The sequence below is a fragment of the Sphingopyxis sp. genome (assembly GCF_050725615.1).
GTDB lineage: Bacteria > Pseudomonadota > Alphaproteobacteria > Sphingomonadales > Sphingomonadaceae > Sphingopyxis.
This window is the reverse complement of the sequence record NZ_JBOHHU010000018.1, coordinates 1-18983: the sequence shown is the minus strand read 5'-3', so window position 1 is coordinate 18983 and position 18983 is coordinate 1. Positions and strand designations below refer to the sequence as shown.

The 18983-nt window shown below is 65.7% G+C and carries 14 protein-coding genes, 1 tRNA gene and 1 pseudogene; 6 read left to right on the top strand and 10 right to left on the bottom strand.

Annotation, left to right across the window (positions count from 1 at the left end; all coding sequences use genetic code 11):
- Window positions 1-630 precede the first annotated feature (630 nt).
- The 3 genes from ACREB7_RS06165 to moaA all read right to left on the bottom strand — a co-directional run bounded on the left by ACREB7_RS06165 (window position 631) and on the right by moaA (window position 2576).
- Window positions 631-705 (bottom strand) — tRNA-Asn (locus tag ACREB7_RS06165).
- Window positions 706-766: 61 nt separating this feature from the next.
- Entirely contained in the window at window positions 767-1537 is a 771-nt protein-coding gene (locus tag ACREB7_RS06160; protein WP_077147537.1) for an NAD kinase, read from the bottom strand.
- A 25-nt stretch (window positions 1538-1562) separates the two neighbouring features.
- Window positions 1563-2576, bottom strand: a complete 1014-nt coding sequence (moaA, locus tag ACREB7_RS06155; RefSeq protein ID WP_431591410.1) for a GTP 3',8-cyclase MoaA — start codon at window positions 2574-2576, stop codon at window positions 1563-1565.
- 62 nt (window positions 2577-2638) lie between these two features.
- Between moaA and ACREB7_RS06150 the strand changes: the two genes are divergently transcribed.
- Complete coding sequence (locus tag ACREB7_RS06150; RefSeq protein WP_431591409.1) at window positions 2639-3838, top strand: GGDEF domain-containing phosphodiesterase; 1200 nt, start codon at window positions 2639-2641, stop codon at window positions 3836-3838.
- Here the strand turns inward: ACREB7_RS06150 and mfd are convergent.
- Together mfd and ACREB7_RS06140 are read right to left on the bottom strand one after the other, a co-directional pair.
- A complete protein-coding gene (gene mfd / locus ACREB7_RS06145; RefSeq protein ID WP_431591408.1) occupies window positions 3835-7329 on the bottom strand; it encodes a transcription-repair coupling factor in 3495 nt (1164 codons plus the stop codon). The genes ACREB7_RS06150 and mfd overlap by 4 nt on opposite strands.
- Entirely contained in the window at window positions 7326-7592 is a 267-nt protein-coding gene (locus ACREB7_RS06140) for a succinate dehydrogenase assembly factor 2 (RefSeq protein ID WP_431591407.1), read from the bottom strand. The genes mfd and ACREB7_RS06140 overlap by 4 nt, the downstream gene beginning before the upstream one ends.
- Before the next feature lie 75 nt (window positions 7593-7667).
- Between ACREB7_RS06140 and recG the strand changes: the two genes are divergently transcribed.
- Window positions 7668-9734 carry an ATP-dependent DNA helicase RecG gene (gene recG, locus ACREB7_RS06135; RefSeq protein ID WP_431591406.1) on the top strand — a complete coding sequence of 689 codons (2067 nt, stop codon included), beginning with the start codon at window positions 7668-7670 and terminating at the stop codon, window positions 9732-9734.
- 131 nt (window positions 9735-9865) lie between these two features.
- Here the strand turns inward: recG and ACREB7_RS06130 are convergent, their stop codons facing one another.
- Window positions 9866-10207 (bottom strand): PilZ domain-containing protein, encoded by a 342-nt coding sequence (locus ACREB7_RS06130; RefSeq protein ID WP_431591405.1) that lies wholly within the window; start codon window positions 10205-10207, stop codon window positions 9866-9868.
- 75 nt (window positions 10208-10282) lie between these two features.
- Window positions 10283-11509, bottom strand: a complete 1227-nt coding sequence (tyrS, locus tag ACREB7_RS06125) for a tyrosine--tRNA ligase (RefSeq protein WP_431591404.1) — start codon at window positions 11507-11509, stop codon at window positions 10283-10285.
- Window positions 11510-11634: 125 nt separating this feature from the next.
- On the opposite strand from tyrS, the gene ACREB7_RS06120 reads away from it, so the two are divergent.
- Genes ACREB7_RS06120 through ACREB7_RS06110 form a run of 3 tightly spaced genes read left to right on the top strand, consistent with a single transcriptional unit; the run spans window position 11635 to window position 14678 of the window.
- Window positions 11635-12216 carry a DOMON-like domain-containing protein gene (locus tag ACREB7_RS06120; protein ID WP_431591444.1) on the top strand — a complete coding sequence of 194 codons (582 nt, stop codon included), beginning with the start codon at window positions 11635-11637 and terminating at the stop codon, window positions 12214-12216.
- Window positions 12213-13421: an exo-beta-N-acetylmuramidase NamZ family protein gene (locus ACREB7_RS06115; RefSeq protein ID WP_431591403.1), complete on the top strand. Its 1209-nt coding sequence runs from the start codon at window positions 12213-12215 to the stop codon at window positions 13419-13421. The genes ACREB7_RS06120 and ACREB7_RS06115 overlap by 4 nt, the downstream gene beginning before the upstream one ends.
- A gap of 6 nt (window positions 13422-13427) precedes the next feature.
- Window positions 13428-14678, top strand: coding sequence for a M24 family metallopeptidase (locus ACREB7_RS06110; protein WP_431591402.1), 1251 nt, complete (start codon window positions 13428-13430; stop codon window positions 14676-14678).
- A 378-nt stretch (window positions 14679-15056) separates the two neighbouring features.
- On the opposite strand, the pseudogene ACREB7_RS06105 reads toward ACREB7_RS06110, so the two are convergent.
- The 3 genes and pseudogenes from ACREB7_RS06105 to ACREB7_RS06095 all read right to left on the bottom strand — a co-directional run.
- A pseudogene (locus ACREB7_RS06105) lies at window positions 15057-15893 on the bottom strand (DUF817 domain-containing protein); the annotation flags it as partial.
- The gene (locus ACREB7_RS06100; RefSeq protein WP_431591401.1) at window positions 15886-16692 is read right to left on the bottom strand and encodes a lipid II flippase Amj family protein; all 807 of its coding nucleotides are present in this window, start codon (window positions 16690-16692) and stop codon (window positions 15886-15888) included. The gene ACREB7_RS06100 and the pseudogene ACREB7_RS06105, both read right to left, overlap by 8 nt.
- A gap of 174 nt (window positions 16693-16866) precedes the next feature.
- The gene (locus ACREB7_RS06095) at window positions 16867-18045 is read right to left on the bottom strand and encodes a vWA domain-containing protein (protein WP_431591400.1); all 1179 of its coding nucleotides are present in this window, start codon (window positions 18043-18045) and stop codon (window positions 16867-16869) included.
- Window positions 18046-18182: 137 nt separating this feature from the next.
- Here ACREB7_RS06095 and ACREB7_RS06090 point away from each other — a divergent pair.
- Window positions 18183-18983, top strand: an 801-nt coding sequence (locus tag ACREB7_RS06090) for a methyl-accepting chemotaxis protein (protein WP_431591399.1), incomplete at its 3' end; no start/stop codon positions are given.

The following is an 18983-nucleotide window of genomic DNA, read 5'->3' as shown; positions in this document are numbered from 1 at the left end:
TCGAGCCGAAGCAGACGGTCCGCAATCGGCCAGAGGAGGCTACTGACCGCCTTCGTCACGCGCGAGACCAAAACGTCACCGTTCCATCCTATGGCGCCGGCGGTCGGAGTGGGCTGTGTGGCCAAGCGCGAGAGAAAGCGGAAAGGCGTCAAGCGACTCCGGGACGTAGATGCGTTTCGAGGGTTCGAGCCGTGGATGTTCTCAGCAAACTTGGTCGAAGAGACCAAGGCGTTCCGGGAACCCCCCATTATGGTCGGTTGCTGTCCGATTGCGAGGCACGCGATCTGCTCGCAAATGCGTGCAACATTTGTCTCTTGATCATTGCCGCAAACAAACGTTCGGACAGGGATGCGGATCAACCTGTGCTACCGGCCACCTCGTATCCACGGTTGATAATGGGCTCCGTTCGCAATCATTTTACGCGCTTCCGCATTTCAAATGGCGGCCGGAAGCAATATTCTTTCGAAGAATGTCGAAGCGTCCTGTTCGGATTCGAACCATTTTCGAAAAAATCGCAAAGTGGTTTTAGACGTTTACGGGCATATTACCCGACCGCTCCCTCCGTGGAGGAAGTTCGAACTTCGCCATTGAGGCTCTGAAATATCAGAGAAAACTGCAGATTTAAAGATGTGGCTCCCCGGGTAGGATTCGAACCTACGACCGGTCGATTAACAGTCGACTGCTCTACCGCTGAGCTACCGAGGAACACGCCGGCGAGCCGGACAAGGCGGCCCCTTTGCCGCCGCGCGCGGCATTTGGCAAGACCTCAAACGATAAATTGTTCCATCGCGATGCGTTCGTCGAGGCCCTGGTCGGGATCGAACAGCAAAGTCAGCGGACGGCTGCGGTCGGTGGTCACCAAAACCGTCTTTACGTCGCGGATTTCGCGCTGGTCGGCGACCGCGCTGACGGGGCGTTTGGCGGCCTCGCGGACGTTGAAGCGGATGCTCGTCGATTCGGGGACGAGCGCGCCGCGCCAGCGGCGCGGGCGGAAGGGGCTGATGGGGGTCAGCGCCAGCATTTGCGATTCGAGCGGCAGGATCGGGCCGTTGGCGCTGAGGTTATACGCGGTCGATCCCGCCGGGGTCGATACCAGCACCCCGTCGCACGCCAGTTCCTCGAGCATCGTCTTTTCGTTGATCATCACCTCGAGCTTCGCCGCCTGGCGCGTTTCGCGGAGCAGCGAGATTTCGTTGATCGCGGGCAAGATGTGCCGCTCGCCGCTGATCGTCGTGATGTCGCCCGACAGCGGGTGGATCAGATAGGGGCGCGCGGCGGCGAGCCGGTCGAGCAGCCCTTCGACGCGAAATTCGTTCATCAGGAAGCCGATGGTGCCGCGGTTCATGCCGAACACCGGCATCGACCGGCGCTGGTCGAGCAATTGGTGCAGCATGTGGAGCAGGAAACCGTCGCCACCGAGCACGATCAGCAGGTCGGCGTCGTTCAGATCGACAAAATCGTAGAGCGGCCGGAGTTCGGCCTCGGCTTCCAGCCCGGCGGGCGCGTTCGACGCGACGAGCGCGATCTTGCGATGCATGTTGGTCCCCCTGGTGGGCGACGTTTCAGCCGCCCGTTGCACTCATATGACGCGCGACCGCCGGTTTGGACTTTCGTTCGATATGAAAGTCATGGGCGCGGGGTTTGCCAGCCAATGCGCTGTCAATCAAGCCATCGACTGCATCGCGGCCGCCGTCGCGCAGGGCGGTGCGCAGATCGACATGATCCTCCTGTCCCAGGCACATATAGATGCGCCCCTCGACCGTCAGGCGGATGCGGTTGCAGGTCGTGCAGAAATTGTCGCTGAGCGGGGTGATCAGCCCGAGCGTCACCGGGCTGTCTTCGACCGCGAAATAGCGCGCCGGCCCCCCGGTTCTTTTGTCGATGGGGTAGATGGCGCGCGCGCTGCGCAGCGGTGCGACAAAGGCATGGAGCGGAATATAGTGGTCGCTGCGATCTTCCGCGACCTCGCCGAGCGGCATGGTTTCGATGAGCGTCAGGTCGCAGCCGTTCGCCGCGCAATAATCGAGCATCGGCAGCAACTGGTCTTCGTTGAGCCCGGCGAGCGCGACCATGTTGATCTTGACCGCCAGCCCGGCGGCGCGCGCGGCGGCGATGCCGTCGAGCGCGACGCCAAGGTCGCCGACGCGGGTGATGTGGCGGAACGCGGCGGGATCGAGCGTGTCGAGGCTGACGTTGATCCGCCGCACCCCCGCGTCGGCGAGCATCGGCGCATGATCGGCGAGCCGCATCGCGTTGGTCGTGAGCGTCAACTCGTCGAGCCCGCGCCCGATCAGCGCGCCGAGCCGCATCGCGAGCGTATCGATCCCGCGTCGCACCAGCGGCTCGCCGCCGGTCAGGCGGATGCGGCGGATGCCGCGCGCGACGAAGCGCTCGGCGAGTTCGGCCATTTCCTCGATGCTGAGCACCGCCGATTTGGGCAGGAAAATCATATCCTCGGCCATGCAATAGCGGCAGCGCAGATCACAGCGGTCAGTCACCGACAGGCGCAGATAATCGATCCGGCGGCCGTGACCATCGGTGAGGGGGGCAAGGGTCGAGGGCGGCGGATCGGCCATCGCGGTCGATATTGCTGCAAAAGGCAGGGGATTGGCAAGCAATGCCTGCTATGGGAACGCCGATGAATCGCGCAGTTGACACCTTCGCCGCCGCCGTCGGGCACCTCGAATCGCTGCATTTGCGGCACGATGCTGATGTCGGCGTCATCCTCGTCCAGGTCGACCAGCTGGCGCGGATCAATAATGCGGCGGGCACAGCGGCGGGCGATGCGGTGCTCGAAGAGATCGGGCGGCGGCTCGAAAATTTCGCCGGCGACGAATTTGGTCAGGGCTCGCACGTCGACCGGCTCGACGGTCCGCGCTTCCTGATCGTTCCCGCCGCCGCGCTGTCGCTCGGCGCGCTCCGGGCGCAGGAGCGCGCGCTGCACGTCGCGCTCGCCGAACCGATGGTCGGCGATCCTAACGGGCGGCTCGCGATCCGCATCGCCGCCGCGCAGATCCTGCGCGCGGAATCGGTGGCCGAGCAATTGCGCACCGCCAGCGACCAGCTCGCGCGCCCGGCGTCGGCGCGCGACGGCGTCATGGTCAAAGCGGCGCTGTCGCACGACGAGGTCGTCATCTTCTATCAGCCGCAATATGATGTCGCGACCGGCGAAATGACCGGGGTCGAGGCGTTGCTGCGCTGGCAGCACCCCGAACTCGGCCTGCTCGGCGCGGGCGCGCTGGTCACCGCCGCGCGCGCGGCGCGGATGGAATGCGAGCTGACCGAACAGGCGCACCGGATCGCGCTTGCCGAAATGGCGGCCTGGCCAAAGGCGCTGGCGAAGCTGCGCGTGTCGCTCAACATCACCGCCGCCGACCTCGGCGATCCCGATTTTGCCGATCGCTTCGCGGCGATGGCAAAAAAGGCCGGCGTCGATCCCGACCGGCTGACGCTCGAACTCACCGAACAGGCGATGCTCAGCGATCCCGCGAGCGCCGCCGAGCAGCTGGCGCAGATCCGCGCTCTGGGCTGTGCGATCGCGATTGACGATTTCGGGACCGGCTATTCCAGCCTGTCGCTGCTGGCGCGGCTGCCGATCGACTATCTGAAGATTGACAGCGGCTTTACCCGCACCATCGACGGCAGCGACCGCGACCGCATCGTGGTGCGCGCGATCGTCGATCTGGCGCGCGCGCTGGGCCTGCTGGTCGTGGCCGAGGGCATCGAGAAGGAAGAGCAACTCGCGCGGCTCGGCGAACTCGGGGTCGCGACCTGGCAGGGATTTTTGAAGTCGGGGCCGGTGCCTGGGGAGGAGTTGTTGGCGCTGCTGGAGGCTTAGCCCGCCTGCCTCGCCAGCTTCCCCAATCCCTTCGACAATTGCAGCGCGCCGTTGAGGCGCGCGCCGGTGCTCACCCAATCGCCGCTGATCGACAATTTGTTGTCGGGGCGGATGCGCGCACGGCCCTTCAGCCGTTCGACATAGGCGATCAGCCCGGGGACATTGGCGAACTGGTCGCCATGGAAGCTGACCAGCGCGCCCTTGGTGCCGACGTCGAGCTTGGCGATGCCGGCAAGCTTTGCGTTCGCCTTGATCTCCATCAGCTGGACGAGGTTCGCGGTCTCGGGCGGCAACGGCCCGAACCGGTCGATCATCTCGGCCGCGAAGGCGTCGAGCGCGGGGCGATCCTGCGCGTCGTTAAGGCGGCGGTACAGCGCCATGCGCAGCGGCAGGTCGGGGACATAATCCTCGGGAATCAGGATCGGCGCATCGACGGTGATCGTCGGCGACAAGGCTTCGCGCGGTGGCAGCTTTCCGGCGCCCTCGGCCTTGGCGACCAAAATCGCCTCCTCCAGCATCGACTGGTACAGTTCGAAGCCGACTTCGCGGATATGCCCCGACTGCTCGTCGCCGACGAGGTTGCCCGCGCCGCGGATGTCGAGGTCGTGGCTCGCGAGCTGGAAGCCCGCGCCCAGCGTATCGAGGTCGCCGAGCAGCTTGAGCCGCTTTTCGGCGGTGTCGGTGATCCCGCCGGTGTCGGGCGTGGTGAGATAGGCATAGGCCCGCGTCTTCGACCGTCCGACGCGCCCGCGCAGCTGGTATAGCTGGGCGAGGCCGAAGCGGTCGGCGCGGTGGACGATCAGGGTATTGGCACTCGGAATGTCGAGACCGCTCTCGACGATCGTGGTCGATACCAGCACGTCATATTTGCGGTCGTAAAAGGCGCTCATGCGCTCCTCGACCTCGCCCGGCGCCATCTGGCCGTGCGCGACGACATATTTGATCTCGGGCACGCGTGTGCGTAGGAATTCCTCGATGTCGGGCAGGTCTTTGATGCGCGGGGTGACGAAGAAGCTTTGCCCGCCGCGGTCATGTTCGCGCAGCAGCGCCTCGCGAATGACGACCGGATCCCAGGGCGCGAAATAGGTGCGCACGGCGAGGCGATCGACCGGCGGGGTCTGGATCACGCTGAGTTCGCGCAGCCCCGACATCGCCATCTGCAGCGTGCGCGGAATCGGAGTCGCGGTCAGCGTCAGCACATGGACGTCGGTCTTGAGCTGCTTCAGCCGCTCCTTGTGGACCACGCCGAAGCGCTGTTCCTCGTCGACGATGACGAGCCCGAGGTTCTTGAATTCGACCGCCTTGGCGATGACGGCGTGGGTGCCGACGACGATGTCGATCTGCCCGTTCGACAGGCCGTCGCGCGTCCTCTGCGCCTCGCCTGCAGGGACGAGGCGCGACAGGCGGCCGATCTCGATCGGAAAGCCTTTGAAACGCTCGACAAAGTTGGTGAAATGCTGGCGCGCCAGAAGTGTGGTCGGACAGACGAGCGCGACCTGGACCCCGGCCATCGCCGCGACGAAGGCGGCGCGCAGCGCGACCTCGGTCTTGCCGAAACCGACGTCGCCGCAGACGAGGCGGTCCATCGGGCGCCCCGACGCCATGTCGGCGAGCACGTCGCCGATCGCGCGATCCTGGTCGTCGGTTTCCTGATAGGGAAAGCGGTCGGCGAAGGCGGGGTAGGCGGCGTCCTGTGCGAGCAGCTCGGCCGAGCGCAGCGCACGCTGCGCCGCCGTGGCCAGCAATTCGCCCGCGATCTCGCGGATGCGCTCCTTCATCCGCGCCTTGCGGCGCTGCCAGGCCTCGCCGCCGAGCTTGTCGAGGCCGACGCCGTCGCTCTCGCCGCCGTAGCGCGACAGGACGTCGAGATTTTCGACCGGCACGTAAAGCTTGTCGCCGCCCGAGTAAGTGAGCGCGACGCAATCGTGCGGGCTGTTGCCGACCGGGATCGAGGTCAGCCCCTCGTAGCGCCCGATGCCATGGTCGAGATGGACGACGAGGTCGCCGACGCTGAGCGTCGCGAGTTCGGCGAGGAAGGCATCGGCGCTCTTGCGGCGCTTCTGCCGCCGGACGAGCCGCTCGCCGAGGATGTCCTGTTCGGTGAGCAGGCTGATCGCGTCGCTGGCGAAGCCATGGTCGAGCGGCAGCACGACCATAGCGGTGGCCCCGCCGGTCTCGGCCGAGGCGGTGCCGAGCGCCTCCTGCCAGCCGTCGGCGGGGGCGAGCGAGGTCACGCCATGATCGCGGAGCAGCCCCGACAGGCGGTCACGCGCGCCGACCGAATAGCTGGCGATGATCGTCCGGCGCCCCTTGCGGCGCTCGTCGGACAGATGATCGGCGACCTTGTGATAGACGTTGAGATCGGCGGCGCGCTCGGGCGTGAAGTCGCGCGCGGCGAAAGTTTCGAGGTCGATGATCGTCGCCGACGGCGGGACATCGAAGGGCGTGACGATATGGATCGGGCGGCTGACGGCGGCCCCGGCCCAATCCGCCTCGGTCAGATAGAGCGTTTCAGCCGCCAGCGGACGATAGCTGCCGGGCGATTCCTGCTCGGCGGCGACACGGTTGGCATGATAATCGGTGATGGCGGCGAAGCGCGTTTCGGCGGTGGCTTCGGTGCGGTGACCGCGCAGCACGGGGGTCGCGGGGTCGATATGGTCGAACAGGGTCGCCAGCCGTTCCTCGAACAGCGGCAACCAATGGTCCATGCCCGCCTGCCGCCGGCCGTCGCTCACCGCCTGATAGAGCGGGTCGCCGGTCGCCTGCGCGCCGAACAGGTCGCGATAGGCGGAGCGGAAGCGCTTGATCGTGGCCTCGTCGAGCAGGGTTTCGGACGCGGGGAGCAGTTGCAGCGCCTTGGCGGGACCGAGGCTGCGCTGGTCGGCGGGATCGAAGCGGCGGATGCTTTCGATCTCGTCGCCGAAGAAATCGACGCGCAACCCGTTGTCCTCGCCGGCGGGAAACAGGTCGAGGATGCCGCCGCGCACCGCGAATTCGCCCTGGTCGGCGACGGTATCGACGCGGCTGAAACCATTGGCGACGAGCAGCTCGGCGAGCGCATCGCGGTCGATCCTTTGTCCGGCGGCCAGCGTTGTCGCGAGCTGGCGGATGCGGAAGGGGGTCAGCGTGCGCTGGGTGATCGCGGCGACGGTGGTCAGGATCAGTTCGCCGCGCCGGGCGGGCTGTTGCAACGCCGAGAGCGTCGCGAGCCGGTCGGCGCTGACCCGCATCGACGGGCCGGCGCGATCATAGGGCAGGCAGTCCCACGCCGGAAAACGATGGACCACAAGGTCGGGCGCGAAGAAGGGCGCGGCGTCGGCGATCGCCTGCATCGCCGCATCGTCGGTCGCGACATAGACCAGCCTCTTGTCGCTCGCTCGCGCGAGGTCGGCGAGCAGCAGCGGCAGGAAACCGTCCGCGGCGCGTGCCAGCGTCAGCGGTGCCGATGCCGACGCGATGGCGGCGAAAATGTCGGCGGCGCTTCGCGTCATGGCAGGGGGATATAGTCCAGCCGGCGCATTGCGGCGATCATGTCGGGACGGTCAAGATGCGCGGGGGGATGGCCGGTGCCGAGCGCCCAGGCCATGATGTCGACATCATCCTCTTCGACCACCAGTTCGTACCAGGCGATGTCGTCGTCGCCCCATTCGGCGGCATAGCGGTCGAAAAAACCACCGATCATATAGTCGGCCTCGCGCGTGCCGCGATGCCAGGCGCGGAATTTCAGGCGTTTGAGACGGTCGGTGGCGGACATGGCGCGAATCCCGATAGCCCATGACACCGGGAGTGGCGCACGGGGCAAGCAAGCGATAGACGGGATGCACTAGCCATGCGACCCGAGATACTCAATCCGCTCTTTGCCGCGCTGACCGACCTCAAGGGCGTCGGGCCGCAGCTTGCCAAGCCGCTGACGCGGCTGGGGCTCGAACGCGTCGTCGATGTCCTGTTCCACCTGCCGACCGGGCTGGTCCAGCGCTATCCGGTCGACCGGCTCGATCAGGCGCAGGTCGGGCAGCAGATCATCGTCACGCTGACCGCGCAGGAGTATCGCTCGGGCCGCAGCCCGCGCGCGCCGTTCGGGGTCGAGGCGTTCGACAGCGCGGGCGACCATGTCCGGCTCGTCTATTTCGGGCGCACCGCAGGGCTCGCCAAAAAGCTCTTCCCGCTGGGCGAGGCGCGGCAGGTGTCGGGGCGGCTCGATGCCTATGGCGACATGCGCCAGATCGTCCATCCCGACCATGTCGCGGAGCCCGACAGTGCCGAGGCGATCGCGACGAGCGAGGCGGTCTATCCGCTGAGCGAGGGGCTGACCAACGCCCGGCTCAGCCAGTTGGTCGAGATCGCGCTCGAACGGCGTCCCGACCTTGCCGAATGGATCGACGGGCCGTTGCTGGCGCTGCGCCAATGGCCCGACTGGCGCGAGGCGCTGACCCGTGCGCACGCCAGCCCGCATGACGCCCCGGCGCGCGACAGGCTCGCCTATGACGAGATTTTCGCGAGCCAGGTCGCGCTGATGCTGATCCGGCAGGGGCTGCGCAACCGCAAGGGGCGGGCGATCGTCGGCGACGGGCGGCTGACCGGGGCGCTGCGCCTGCCCTTCGGCCTGACCGGCGCACAGGAGAGGGTGGGGCGCGAGATCGCCGCCGACATGGGCCGCGACACGCCGATGCTGCGGATGCTGCAGGGCGATGTCGGGTCGGGCAAGACGCTGGTGGCGCTGCGCGCGATGCTGGCGGCGGTCGAGGCGGGGACGCAGACGGCGCTGCTCGCGCCGACCGAGATATTGGCGCGCCAGCATTTCGCGACGTTGCAGGCGATGCTCGCGGGGCTGCCGGTGAACCTCGCGATCCTGACCGGGCGCGACAAGGGGCGGGTGCGCGAATCGACCTTGATGGGGCTCGCCGACGGCAGCATCGACATTCTCGTCGGCACCCATGCGATATTCCAGGAGGCGGTGACCTATCGCGACCTCGCGCTCGTCGTCGTCGATGAACAGCATCGCTTCGGCGTCGCGCAGCGATTGATGCTGACCGGTAAGGCGGCGCGGCCGCCGCATCTGCTGGTGATGACCGCGACCCCGATCCCGCGCACCTTGCTGCTCGCCAATCACGGCGAGATGGACGTGTCGCGGATCGACGAAATGCCGCCGGGTCGCACGCCGGTCGACACGCGCGTCGTCTCGATCGACCGGCTCGACGAGGTGGTGGGCGGACTTGAACGGCATCTGGCGGGCGGGGCGCAGGCTTATTGGGTGTGCCCGCTTGTCGCCGAAAGCGAGACGAGCGAATTGGCGGCGGCCGAGGAGCGTGCCGCGCTGCTGCGCCTGCGGCTTGGCGACGATCGCGTCGGGCTGGTGCATGGCCGGATGAAGGGACCCGACAAGGATGCGGTGATGGCGCGCTTCCAGGCGGGCGAGATCGGCGTGCTCGTCGCGACGACGGTGATCGAGGTCGGGGTCGATGTTCCCGCCGCCAGCCTGATGGTCGTCGAACATGCCGAGAATTTCGGGCTGGCGCAGCTCCACCAGCTACGCGGTCGCGTCGGGCGCGGCGCCGCAAAATCGGTGTGCCTGCTGCTGCGCTCGCAAAATCTGTCGGAGACCGCGCGCGAGCGACTGGCGCTGATGCGCGACACCAACGATGGCTTCGTCATCGCCGAAAAGGATCTGGAACTGCGCGGTGGCGGCGAACTGCTCGGGCTCAAGCAGTCGGGCGACGCCGATTATCGCATAGCCAGCCCCGAGCAGCTGGTGCGCCTGCTACCGGTGGCGCATGATGACGCGCGGATGTTCGTCGAGCGCGACGGCGGGATCGAAGGCGTCCGCGGCGATGCGGTGCGGCTCTGTCTCTATCTGTTCGAGCGCGACGCGGCGGTGCCGCTGCTGCGCAGCGGGTAAGGTCCCCCTCCCGCTTGCGGGAGGGGCTAGGGGAGGGCGTGTTTCAACCCCTCCCCGCGCTCGATTGACATGCCCTCCCCCGACCCCTCCCGCTTGCGGGAGGGGAGAAGATGTCGCTCTGATAGTCTCGCTTAGGCGGCGTCGCCGCGTGCGCCCATGGCGCGGATCATCGGGAGATAATCCTCGACTGCGATCATCTTTTCAAACTGCAGCCCGGTTTTTCCGGCAAGCGACCAGATCACCCGCGCCGCGATGCGGCCGATGATCGGCATGCGGAACACCACCAGGTCGCCGATTTCCAGCCCGCGCTCATAGCGCATCAGCAGGCCGTCGGCGCTGATATTGACGCAGGTACACATTTCCTGACCACCGTCGGGCAGGATGATCGGCAGGCGACAATAGACGTCGCTGCGCGCCGCGAGGCGCTGGTCGAGCCCGACATAATGGGCCTTGCTGGTGTCGATCTTCCGCATGATGATGCCTTTGCTGGTCAGGCCGGGAGCATCGGACAGATTCCGCTAAGAAGAGGTAAACGCGGCGGCAAGGTGTCAGCCCGTGACGAGGCCGTGTTTCTTCGCGCCGAGGCTGACCGGAACCGGCTCGGCGGCGGGCAGGATGACATGATTGGGGTCGCGGATCACCGCGCCATCGACCTTCACCGCGCCCTCTTCGAGCTTGCGCCGCGCTTCCTTGTTCGACGCCGCGAAGCCGAGCTCGCGCAGCGCGTCGAGGATACGAATGCCTTCGGCGGGCGCCGAAACCTGCGGCAAGTCGCCGCCAATCTGCCCCTTTTCAAAGGTTTGCGCGGCAGTTTCGGATGCGGTCCGCGCCGCCTCTGCGCCGCGGCACATCGCGGTCGCGGCATCGGCGAGGATTTTCTTTGCGTCGTTGATCTCGGCGCCCTCGAGCTGTTCGAGGCGCGCGATCTCGTCGATCGGCAGGTCGGTGAACAGCCGCAGGAACTTGCCCACGTCGCGGTCGTCGGTGTTGCGCCAGAACTGCCAATAGTCAAAATGGGACAGTTGTGCGGGATTGAGCCACACCGCGCCGGCGGCGGTCTTGCCCATCTTGGTGCCCGCGGCGGTGGTCAGCAGCGGAGTCGTCAGCCCGAACAGGTCGGCGCCGTCCATGCGGCGGCCAAGCTCCATGCCGTTGACGATATTGCCCCACTGGTCGGACCCGCCCATCTGCAACCGCACGCCCATCGCCTTCGACAAGTGGCGGAAGTCGTAACCCTGCAGGATCATGTAGTTGAATTCGAGGAAGGTCATCGGCTGTTCGCGCTCGAGCCGCAGCTTGACCGAATCGAAGGTCATCATGCGGTTGATCGTGAAGTGGGTGCCGACTTCCTGCAGCAGTTCGATGTAGCCGAGCTTGCCGAGCCAGTCCTGGTTGTCGACCATCACCGCGTCGGTCGGGCCGTCGCCGAAGGTCAGAAACTGCTGGAAGATGCTGAAGATCGAGGCGATGTTCGCGGCGATCGTCTCGTCCGACAGCATCTTGCGGCTCTCGTCGCGCCCGGTGGGGTCGCCGATGCGCGTCGTCCCGCCGCCCATCAGCACGATCGGCTTGTGCCCCGCCTGTTGCAGGCGGCGCAGCATCATAATCTGGACGAGGCTGCCGACATGCAGCGACGGCGCCGTGGCGTCGAAGCCGATATAGGCGGGAATGATCTGCTGCGCGGCGAGGGCGTCGAGCCCTTCCGCATCGGTGGTCTGGTGGATATAGCCACGGGCATCGAGCACGCGGAGCAGATCGGATTTGTAACTGGTCATAGCGGGCGGGCGCTTAGCATGGGAAACGGGTAAACCCAACTCGGTTCGTTCCCGATCAATCGGCTGGTCCGAAGCTTGTGCGCGCGTCGTCCTTGGTTCTAATTCGCGGCAAAGAGGAGAATGTGATGCCGCTCGACCCTGTTCCCGATTGGCCAGAGCCCGCTGCCGGTCTGATGCTGATTGCGCACCCTGACACGCCTGCGCGCGCGGTCGAGAGTGTCGAGGTTCAATTCGAGATGTCGCCGGATGGATCTCTGTGGCTGCGCTATCATATCGAAGTGCCCGAGAATGATCTGGCGCTTCCCGACCCGGCGGGCCCCGAGCGAGCCGACGGGCTCTGGGAAACAACTTGCTGCGAACTCTTTCTCAGGCGACCTGGCGAGCCGGGATATCTGGAGTTCAATTTTTGTCCGTCGAGCCAATGGGCGGCGTATCGATTTTCAGGCTATCGTGATGGTGCGGGGGATTTCGATGTCTTGGCGCCGGATATCTTGCTCGATTGCAGCGCTTCGCATTTCGCGTTGGAGACGACCGTTGAGCTTTCGACAGAGTGGGCCAGTGCGTCGTTTATCGCCGCTCTTTCCGCTGTCATCGAAGAAAGTGACGGCACCAAATCCTACTGGGCGCTGCGGCATCCGCCCGGCAAGCCCGACTTCCATCATCCCGATTGCTTTGCGCTGACGCTTGGGGCACCCGAAAGCCCATGACAGTCCTTTTCGGTATCGACCGCCTGCTCGCCGACCCCGCGCTTCGCAAACCGCTCGAAGGCCAGCGCGTCGCGTTGCTCGCGCATCCCGCTTCGGTCACCGCCGACCTCGTCCACAGCCTCGACGCGCTGGTCGCCGCCGGGATCAATGTCACTGCGGTGTTCGGGCCGCAGCACGGGGTGCGCGGCGATCTGCAGGACAACATGATGGAGTCGCCCGACTTCACCGACCCGGTCTACGGCATGCCGGTGTTCAGCCTGTATGGCGAGGTGCGGCGGCCGTCGGGACAGTCGATGCACACCTTCGACGTGATGCTGGTCGACCTGCAGGATCTGGGGTGCCGCATCTACACCTATGTGACGACCCTGCTCTATATCCTCGAAGCGGCTGCGGCGCATGGCAAGGCGGTGTGGGTGCTCGACCGGCCCAATCCCGCTGGGCGTCCGGTCGAAGGGACCTTGCTGCAAGCAGGCTGGGAAAGCTTCGTCGGCGCCGGGCCGATGGCGATGCGGCACGGGCTGACGATGGGCGAGATGGGGCGCTGGTTCATCCGTCACTTCGGGCTCGACGTCGATTATCGGGTGATCGAAATGGACGGGTGGCAGCCCGAGGGCCCGGGCTTTGGATGGCCGACGACGCGCGTCTGGATCAACCCCAGCCCCAATGCCGCGAACCTCAACATGGCGCGCGCCTACGCCGGCACGGTGATGGTCGAGGGTGCGACCTTGAGCGAGGGCAGGGGCACGACGCGTCCGCTCGAGCTGTTCGGCGCGCCCGATATCGACGCCAAGGCGGTGATCGCCGAGATGCAACGGCTGGCGCCCCAATGGCTCGCGGGGTGCCGGCTCCGCGATATCTGGTTTGAGCCGACCTTTCACAAGCATAGGGGGACGCTGAACAGCGGGGTGTTCATCCATGCGGAGGGCGCGTGGTACGACCATGCGGCGTTCCGGCCCTGGCGCGTGCAGGCGCTGGGGTTCAAGGCGATCCGCTCGCTCTATCCGGACTATCCGCTCTGGCGCGGCACCGACTTCAAATATGAATATACCGACGATGTGCTCGCGATCGACGTGATCAACGGCGGGCCGGGCCTGCGCGAATGGGTCGACGATGCGGGAGCCGAGGCGGGCGACCTCGATGCGCTGGCGTTGCCCGACGAGGCGGCGTGGCGTGCGGAGATCGCGGACCTGCTGATCTATCAATAAGGGGGGATGACGATGCATCGGCGGCATTTTCTGGGAACGGCGGCGCTGACGGGACTGGCGACGGCGTTGCCCGTCCCGACCTTCGCCGCCGATACGGCGGGCCTGCCCAACCTCGCGGCCAAGGCGGTGCCGATCGGCAAGGACGAACGCCTCGCGCGGATCGCCAAGGCCAAGGAGCTGATGGTCGCCAACGACATCGGCGCGCTGCTGATCGAGCCGGGGTCGAGCCTCATCTATTTCACCGGGGTCCAATGGTGGCGCAGCGAGCGGCTGACCGCTGCGGTGCTGACCCGCGAGGGCGAGGTCGCGATCGTCACCCCCTTCTTCGAGGAACCGTCGGTACGCGAGTCGCTCGGGATCGAGGCCGAGGTGCTGACCTGGAACGAAGACGAGAACCCGCTCGCCGCCGTCGCCGCCTGGCTCGGCAAGCGCGGGCTGGCCAAGGGCCGGATCGGCGTCGAGGAAACGGTGCGCTATTTCGCGGTCGACGGGCTGGAAAAGGCGATGCCAGAGGCGACCGTCGTCAATGGCGCGCCGGTCGTGCGCGGGTGCCGGATGCACAAGTCGGCCGCCGAAATCGCGCTGATGCAGATTGCCGCCGACATCACCATCGCTGCCTATCGCCACACCGCGCCGCGGATCGAGGCGGGAATGACGCCGGCGGACATCGGCGCGATCATGGCGGCGGCTACACAGGCGCTCGGCGGACAGAACGGATTCGAGCTGATCCTGCTCGGCGAGGCGAGCGCCTATCCGCATGGCTCGGGCAAGCCGCAGGCGGTGCGCGACGGCGAAGTCGTGCTGATGGACTGCGGCACCACGGTCCACGGCTATCAGTCCGACATCTCGCGCAGCTTCGTCTACGGCAAGGCGAGTGCGCGGCAACGACAGGTGTGGGACCAGATGCGCAAGGGGCAGGACGTCGCCTTCGCCGCCGCGAAGCTCGGCACGCCGGCGGGCCAGGTCGATGACGCGGTGCGCGCCTATTATCAGGGGCTCGGCTGGGGCCCCGGCTACAAGCTGCCCGGGACCTCGCATCGCACCGGCCATGGCATCGGGCTCGACGGGCACGAGCCGGTCAATCTGGTGCACGGCGAAACGACCCCGCTGGCGCCCGGCATGTGCTTCTCGAACGAGCCGGGCATCTATATTCCGGGCGAGTTCGGGATCCGGCTCGAGGATTGTTTCCATATGACCGACAGCGGGCCACAATGGTTCAGCAACCCGCCGCCGTCGATCGATCGCCCGTTCGATTGAGCTGCTCTATTCTCGCCAGACGGTGAAAGTCGCAACGTCGGTCGACCCCATGGCGGCGATCATAGCGGCATGATCGAAGCCGGGCAGTTGGGTGAGACGATCCAGAAGGAAGCGCTCGCCCGTCGCGCCTTGGGGATAGGCCGGACCCAGTTGGCCGTCCGGGTCATAGAATAGCCACCAGACGTCGGCGCCCCAAGGGCCACTGTCATCGGTTGCGATGACGATGCTCGATAGGGCGGACAAGGCAATTGCTCGCCTCACACCCTTGTCGTCGGTGACGGTCAGCACATCGTCTTCGATCGCCACCGCCCATAGCGATTCGGGATAGAGGCGGGACGCGGCTTCGTCTTCGCCGACGTCCGGCGCCTTCGGCCGCTGCACCAGGCTGACCAGCACAAATGAAATGATCATCAGCAGGTACCAGCTGCCGAGCTTTTCGATGCCGACCATTTCCCACACATCGTCCTGATTGGGATAGCTCCACGCGCGGGCGAAGGTGCCGATATTCTCGGCGAACCAGATGAACAGCGCGACCATGCCCCAGCCGACGAGCAGGGGCATGCGGCGATGGACGTGCAGCGGACGGAACCAGACCTGGCAACGCCAGAAGAGCAGGGCGGTCGCCGCGAACAGGAACCAGCGGATGTCGTAGAGCCAGTGGTGCGCGAAGAAATTGACATAGATCGCCGCTGCCAGCGCATAGGTCGCCCAGATCGGCGGATAGCCGGTGTAGCGGAAGTCGAAGATGCGCCAGACGCGGGCGATATAGCTGCCGACCGCGGCATACATGAAGCCCGAGAAGAGCGGCACGGCGCCGATGTGGAGTAGGCTCGCCTCGGGATATTGCCAGGAGCCCGCGGCGGTCTTGAACAATTCCATCACCGTGCCGACGATGTGGAAGATCAGGATGACGAGCGCCTCCCTTGGCGTTTCGAGCCGGAAGGCGAGCATGGCGAGCTGGATCAGCACCGCGCCGATGGTGATCGCGTCATAGCGATGGATCGCGGCGCCCTCGGGCCAGAAGAAATGGGTACCGAGCAAGAGGGCGAGCATCAGCCCGCCGAACAGGCACGCCCAGCCCTGCTTGAAACCGAAGACGAAGAATTCGAGGAACCAGCCGCGCGGCCCCGGCTCGACCGCCATCGCCTCGAGCCGGGCGCGGACCGCGTGGAAGCGGCTGTGCGCCCCCACTTGGCCCCACGCGGGCTCAGACATGCACCGCGACCCAGGCGATCAGCATCGCGGCGGGGAGCAGTAGCGCTTGTGCCAACACCGTGCCGGCAAGCCGGCTCAGCGAGATGAAGGTGATCGCGCGGCGGAAATCGGCCTCGTCGACCTTCCCTTCGACCGCGTCGTCGGTCATCACCGAGAGCTGAGGGTCGATGAAGGCGAATAGCAGGATCGTCGCGAAACCGTTGATGAGCGCCGAGAGCTGCGAGGCGGTGACGCGGAATTCGGGGGCGAGATAGCCGGCGTAGAGCGACGCGACGACGCCAACGGCGAGCAGGGATTGGGCGAGGCAGTTGGCGATCAGCACGCCCCAGCCGATGCCTTTGGGCATTTTCCAGCTCTTGAGGTGCGACAGGCTGGGCATGGTCAGCGACTGGCGGAGCGTGCGCAGCCCGGTCGGGCTGACGGCTTTGATCGCGAGCTTCGTGGTCGAACGGTTGTTCTGGTACCAACCGATCGCCGCGGCGAACATGCGCTGGCCGGTGGGAACGAGCAATATGCCGATCAGCGTCGCGACACTGGCGGCGGCGAGCACGAACTGCATGTCGATGAAGAGCGAGACGCCGCTGCCGTCGTGGATGCGCGTCTCGATCCGCTTGGCGAGGAAGGGGCCGAGGAAGCTGTTCGAGGTGCGCGAGAAAAGCACGAGGATGTTGAACAGCGCGAAGGACATCGCGATCCGGCGGGTGCGGACGCCGGCGATGCGCGCGGCATAGGCCAGCGCGCCGATCAGGTTGATGAAGCCGGTGAGCAGCAGGATGGTGAGCAGGGGAAGGTCGAACATCGACCGAATCTTTCTAGTGAGCCAACCCTGGTGTCGTTCGACCTGAGCTTGTCGAAGGACCGTTCTTTCTTCTGGCGTTGAGAAGAAGGACGGCGCTTCGACAAGCTCAGCACGAACGGGGTTAGGGAAAGGCGAAAAGTCTGATCGAGGTTGCTAGCGTGCGCTGCGCCGCCGTCAATGCTTTCGCGTCAACTCGCGCGTCGCCTTGTCGAGGCCTTCGAGCGTCAGCGGGTACATGCGGTCGTTCATCAGCTGTTTGATCAGCTTGACCGACTGGGTGTAGCCCCAATGCTGTTCGGGCACCGGGTTCAGCCATACGGCAGCGGGATAGACATGGGTGATGCGCTGGAGCCAGACCGCGCCCGATTCCTCGTTGAAATGTTCGACGCTGCCGCCCGGATGGGTAATTTCATAGGCGCTCATCGACGCGTCGCCGACAAATATCACTTTGTAATCATGGCCATATTTGTGCAGGATATCCCACATCTGATGGCGTTCGGACCAGCGGCGCTTATTGTCCTTCCACACGCCTTCATACGGGCAATTGTGGAAATAGAAGAATTCGAGATTCTTGAACTCGGTCGTCGCGGCGCTGAACAATTCCTCGCACAGCTTGATGAACGGATCCATCGACCCGCCGACATCGAGGAACAGCAGCAGCTTGACCGCATTGCGGCGCTCGGGGCGCATCTGGATATCGAGCCAGCCTTGCCGCGCGGTGCCGTCGATCGTGCCCGGAATGTCGAGTTCGTCGGCGGCGCCCTCGCGCGCGAATTTGCGCAGGCGGCGGAGCGCGATCTTGATGTTGCGGGTGCCGAGTTCCTTGGTGTTGTCGAGATTGGCGAACTCGCGCTTTTCCCAGACTTTCAGCGCGCGCTTGTGCTTGCTCTCGCCGCCGATGCGCACGCCCTCGGGATTATAACCCGAATTGCCGAAGGGCGAGGTGCCGCCGGTGCCGATCCACTTGTTGCCGCCCTCGTGGCGCTTCTGCTGTTCCTCGAGCCGCTCCTTCAGCGTCTCCATGATCTTGTCCCAGTCGCCGAGCGATTCGATCGCGGCCATTTCCTCGGGCGTCAGGAATTTCTCGGCGACCGCGCGCAGCCAGTCGGCGGGGACGTCGACGGGATTCTGGCCATAATCGGTGAGCAGGCCTTTGAAGACCTTGTTGAACACCTGGTCGAAGCGGTCGAGCAGGCCCTCGTCCTTCACATAGATCGCGCGGCTGAGATAATAGAATTGCTCGGGGCTGCGGTCGATCGCCTCGCGGTCGAGCGCCTCCAGCAGCAGCAGATGCTCCTTCATGCTCACGGGAATGCCCGCGGTGCGGAGTTCTTCGAGGAAGCCGAACAGCATGGGCAAAGCGTAAACGGTCGCGGCGTGCGGCGCAATCACTTTACGTAAACGGAAAGCGGTGTGCCGAGGCCACCCATTGACCCCCCGTTAACCATTATCGGTCATCACCTGCGGATTAATCCAAAGTGGGTGGCGCAATGAAATTCGAGTCCATAAATCCGGCGGCTCCGATCCTCGACCAGTCGGTCGCGGGCGACTGCGGCGAGCTTGCCGTCGGGTGCAGCGAGGCGGCGGGGCGGATCAAGCGCTCGACCGACCAGATGGACCGGCAGATCGCCGAACTGGGACGGCTCGAGGAGTTTGTCGTCAGCCTGGAGGCCGACCAGCGCCAGATCGCCGATTCGACCGACGAGGCCAAATTGCTGTCGGCGCGCGCCTGCGAGCAGCTCGATACCGGCGCCGAGCGGGTCAATGCGGCGGTCAGCGAATTCCGCTCGGTGATCGATCTCGTCGCGCGGCTCGGCACGCATGTCACCAATTTCGCCGCCGTGATGGCGCAGGTGCAGCAGGTCAGCCAGTCGATCGAACAGATCGCCAAGACCACCAACATGCTGGCATTAAACGCGGCCATCGAGGCCGAACGCGCCGGCGACGCCGGACGCACCTTTGCCGTCGTCGCCGCCGAGGTGAAGAAGCTGGCGCAGAACACGCGCAGCGCGACCGACGAGATCCGCCGTTCGATCGGCAGCCTTGCTGCCGAGGCCGGCGGGCTGGTCACCGAAATCCAGTCGGGCGTCGAGCAATCGAGCCGCGCCGAGGCGCAGTTCGAGACGATCACCGACGCGCTGCACGATGCGACGCATCTGGTGGCGTTGCTCGACGACCAAAGCGACCGCATCGCGCAGAGCTCGGCGATGGTCCATGCCAATGGCGCCAAGGTCCGCGACGCGCTCGACCGCCTCGTCACCTCGGTCCGCGATAACAGCGCGACCTTGGGG